The sequence below is a fragment of the Marisediminitalea oceani genome (genome assembly GCF_003731635.1).
GTDB classification, from domain to species: Bacteria; Pseudomonadota; Gammaproteobacteria; order Enterobacterales; family Alteromonadaceae; genus Alteromonas; species Alteromonas oceani.
On record NZ_RCUA01000059.1, the window covers coordinates 1 to 4,519 of the forward strand.

Sequence of the window (4,519 nt, forward strand, 5' to 3'; positions counted from 1 at the left end):
GAATTTAAGGCGCAAAATCTCTTTGATATTTGCCATAGATGTCCTCTTTTTTGTCATGTTCACGTCCTCGCTATAATTCAATTGATAACGAGGATAGTGACTAATTGATTTAAAAGAGAAAAGAGAGGTATTCCGGCATTCCGGACAATGATTCCGGAGTTAGACGAAAACTGGCTGGTTTATCCCGGAATCGGTGTCCGGATTAAAACGGAAAGGGTGTCCGGATAAAGCCGGAATCGATGTCCGGTTTGCTCCGGTGTATGCAATTAAGTTTATTACGTTTCTGAAGCCAATAAACTCCTGCCATATCAATTAGTCCGACCCCAAGCCGTCCTAACATATTATATTTTGATTTTCCAAATTGCCTGTCTCTGTGATTCACTTCAACAACTTTAATGATCCCACCTTGTCGCCGGATCAGTGCTGGCAGAAAACGATGCATATGATCAAAATAGGGTAAATCGAGGAATGTTTGTTTTGGAAAGACCTTTAAGCCACATCCGGTGTCAGGTGTATCATCATTAAGAAATTTACTTCTTACAGAATTTGCTAGTTTTGACTGAAATCTTTTCCAAGCTGTATCCTTTCTGTTTTTACGATGACCAGCAATGCAAAAGTGACTCCCTAACGGAAATTGAGAGGCCATAGTCAGGAGGTTTGGTATATCAGAGGGATCATTCTGCCCATCCGCATCAAGTGTAACTACAAGTTCTCCATCAGCATGGCTCACCCCTGTCCGAATAGCTGTACTTTGTCCCACCGAATGCTTATGCCGTAGTACGTTAACTCTGTCAAAGCCACTCGCTTTCAGATAAAGCAAGTTCTCAAATGTCTTATCCGTACTTCCATCATCGACATAGATGACTTCGAAGTTTACTACATCTATCAATGCTCTATAAATTTCCTCAATTAAGGGTTTTAAATTTTCTTCTTCGTTTTTCGCTGGTATTACAACTGAAATTCGCACGTAGCCCTCTGTCAAAGCCTCAATATCAAGCAAATTTTATTTTCGACAGTAAAACTCTAACAAACGAAACTTAAGATACGCTTATGAAGAGTCTTTTAATTGAGGTAATAATGTCCTAATCGCTCAGGAAAAAAGAGGCTGGTTAAGGAGGGAACGCTATAGGAGTGTGTTTCGACCTGCTATCGTAGCACTTTCGCCACGGCCCTGGCTTGCACTTACAATTACCTTGTCTTGTTATTGCAAATATTTTGTTCTGAGGAACGCCTGCGGCCAAATAAGCCGCAAAGTCAGTGCTTGAATCACCATAAGCAGCAAAAAGTGTCCAGCCAGACTCCGTGTAACGCTTTAGAATATTTAGTTTAAACGTTTTAAAGTTTTTTCGCTCAGCCATCGAATTCGCCACCTGAATATCTCTATCTGGGAAATGGTAACGGGATAAAAAAAATGGAATGTTGAACTGGAAGTATACATTTCGCGCAGTCAGATAGATAATTTAGAAGCCGTTATCAGCGTATGTTTGAACAAGTTCAGACGCATTTTCTCTTTCAGAAAAAATGCAGGCGTTACAGGGGGTCAATGTTCCATCGATGTCAAAAATGACAGCCTTGTCACTGTTACCATTGGGGGCAGAAATTTCTGTAGGGGTTACTGAGCATCCACTAAGTAGCAGGGCTGATATAAAATAAGCCTTCATCGTTAGTCACAAGATAGTTATTAAGATGAACATAATATCGAGATAAACTTAAGAGCTACAGAAGGAACCAATCGATTTATGCTAATAGAACCACGTGTACATAGGTTAACTATAAGCACCTGTTCAATAGCTTCTTCAGCAAATCTTAAGGTTGAGAAGGTATACTCAAATAACTTTAAAATTGACGTTCAAATTATGAGAATACTTCTGATAGAAGACTCCTTATCACTAAGAAACAGTTTGAGCTTAGGCTTAGAAAAATTGGGCTACTCAGTCGATACTGCTGGCACTGGCTCTGAGGGATTGAGTATGGCGTTGCTTGGTAGCTACGAAATAATCATCCTTGATATGATGTTGCCAGAGCTGGACGGCATGACTATTCTTGAAACGTTACGAAAAAGACATTTAGAAACAAAGGTTATCATCTTATCTGCGCGATCTGAGTCAGAAGACAAAGTAGCGGGGCTATTGGCAGGAGCAGACGACTACCTTTCTAAGCCGTTCTCGTTTGACGAATTGACTGCTCGGCTACTTAGCCTGATGAGGAGAGGAGCGGCACATTGTCTCAATGACCAAGTTACCATCAACGGTTTGACACTCAACATACAGTTCAAAACGCTTTCATACAATAATAGCGATATCAACCTGACCCCAAATGAGTACAAAATTGTTGAATGTATTTTCCTCAATAGACACAAGATAGTTACATCAGAAATGCTGAGTGAATTTATTTCTGGAAGTTATGATCATGTCTCAAAAAATGCTATTGAAGCTCACCTTTCCTCAGCAAGGAAAAAAGTAAGGGAAAGCGGGACGTCTCTACCCATTAAAAGTAAACGTGGGTTTGGCTACACTGTTGTAGAAGCTAATGAAATCAATACGTAAAACATTAACACGAAGACTTTCTATCATTATTTCACTGCTAGTCATCGCCGTTTTGCTTGCAGCAGATATTGGCGTTGATTCTTGGGTCGAACAAGAATTTAACCAGGCTATGAAGGCAAAGGTTGGTATGCTTCAGAGCTTGGTAAATGAAGATGTCGAGGGTGTGGAGTTCGAATTTGCAGGAGAGTATTTGCCTGAGTTTGAAGGGACATCTTCCCCCGAGTATTTTCAACTTTGGTACAAAGACTCAACGTTTGAAAAATCAGATACTCTGGCGCTTTACACCATCAATGAATTGCCTTTCAGCAGCATTGCCCTGGAAGAATATTCTTTCCAGGATATTACTCTGCCCGATGGCCGTACTGGTCGGGTAATTTACACTCGATATATACCTCAGATTGATTCAGAAGACAGAGCTGAATTTTATCGCGTCATGGGTAACGATACACGCCCGTCAATGGTTATCGCGTACGCAACATCTACAGAACTGTTAAATTTTACATTGTGGTTTATTGATGGTGCTTTTCTATTAGCATTAATTATCGTGCCCTTAGTTGTTCGATTTGCCGTGCGCAACACTGTGTCATATGCTCTGGCACCCTTAGATACCTTAAACGCCAAGATAAAAGGACTACGATTTACCATTAGGCAAAAACATGATGCGTTTCAAAATGATGTTGAGGAGTTGGAACCAATCACCCAAAGCTTGAATCACTTTATTGAAGATAATTATTCGCTTTACCTGCGCGAGAAGAGATTGACTTCGGACATCGCTCACGAGCTAAAAACACCAGTCTCTGAATTGATAAATATGACCGAAGTAGCGATTAAGTTTCCAGGAGAAATAAGATTAGAAAAGGATTTTAAGCCACGTGTGTTGCAAATAGGCACAAGAATGAAAAATATTATTTCTGGCCTTATGTTAATTCAAAAGTATAGTTTTAAGAGCCTTGAGCTTACTGATGAGATAGATATCCAAAAATTAGTAACTCAACTTATTGAGATAAAAGAAGCAAGAAATGTTAAGGTGGAGGTTAGCTCCAATTTTCAATTAAGCGTCAAGAGCAATCGCGTTGCAGTAGAATCGATAATAAATAATCTGATAGATAACGCTATCGAACACGGAAAAACTGATACAGAAATACTTGTGAACTGTGGTGTAAATTGTTCTAGGAATGTTTACCTCAGAGTGACAAATAAGGTGGGGACAGAGATTAATGAGGACGATCTAAAGCATATGTTTGAACCGCTTTGGCAAAAAGATGCTTCTAGAACATCTGAAGATAACTTTGGGCTAGGCCTTTCTATAGTAGATGCATTGTGCGACGCTGTATGTGCAGAAGTTTCTGTAACCAAAACCGCCGAAGAAGACATATCGTTTTTGTTGACTTTTAAAAATGAAACTATTGGTCCGTAATCTTTGGCAGGCTTAAGTTACTGTAACCTTAGCCTTAATATCACTCCTGAAAAGAGAGACTGCGACTTAGCAAGAGAATAAAAATAGGGTAATGAAACGTAACCTAGCTTTCGAATTTGGTATGTAGTAGAGATCAAAAAAGTTTTCGGCCACCTGTTCCTTGTCACGGATAATTGCTGCTGGAACAAGTCAATGCTTCCATTCAACTCATTGGGCGTACAACGATAAAATGACTTTACGATTTTTTTGCAGAGTTCTACCAAGAAACTGTTGAAAAACACTTGCTGACAATAGGTTATCCTAATATAGATTAACGTTACCTGTCTCAATGAATGTCCCGAGATCGATGAAATAATTAGAAACAGCATAAAAATGTTATTCAATTGATACTAGGGAAGATCCGAATAAGTTCCTAACGTGAGATCATGACTGCATGTTAAGTTACATTTTCTACTGCTCGTGAGCCAACAGTTAATTATTGCCAGTAGTCAGCTAAAGCGTAAGCGATCAATATAGACCCGGATCACCCCATTTTATCTAAGTCGCTCGTTAATTT

Annotated in this window: 4 protein-coding genes; 2 read left to right on the forward strand and 2 right to left on the reverse strand. The window is 39.5% G+C overall.

The window, feature by feature from the left end; translation table 11 throughout:
- Positions 1 to 202: 202 nt before the first annotated feature.
- Positions 203 to 967: a glycosyltransferase family 2 protein gene (locus D9T21_RS15975; RefSeq protein WP_123325955.1), complete on the reverse strand. Its 765-nt coding sequence runs from the start codon at positions 965 to 967 to the stop codon at positions 203 to 205.
- 142 nt (positions 968 to 1,109) lie between these two features.
- Positions 1,110 to 1,460 (reverse strand): LNS2 domain-containing protein, encoded by a 351-nt coding sequence (locus D9T21_RS23295; protein WP_420884657.1) that lies wholly within the window; start codon positions 1,458 to 1,460, stop codon positions 1,110 to 1,112.
- 396 nt (positions 1,461 to 1,856) lie between these two features.
- Here D9T21_RS23295 and D9T21_RS15985 point away from each other — a divergent pair, with 396 nt between their 5' ends.
- Together D9T21_RS15985 and D9T21_RS15990 are read left to right on the forward strand one after the other, a co-directional pair.
- On the forward strand, positions 1,857 to 2,546 hold the full coding sequence (locus D9T21_RS15985; RefSeq protein ID WP_123325956.1) for a response regulator transcription factor: 690 nt from the start codon (positions 1,857 to 1,859) through the stop codon (positions 2,544 to 2,546).
- Positions 2,530 to 3,963, forward strand: coding sequence for a sensor histidine kinase (locus tag D9T21_RS15990; protein WP_123325951.1), 1,434 nt, complete (start codon positions 2,530 to 2,532; stop codon positions 3,961 to 3,963). The genes D9T21_RS15985 and D9T21_RS15990 overlap by 17 nt, the downstream gene beginning before the upstream one ends.
- Positions 3,964 to 4,519 lie beyond the last annotated feature (556 nt).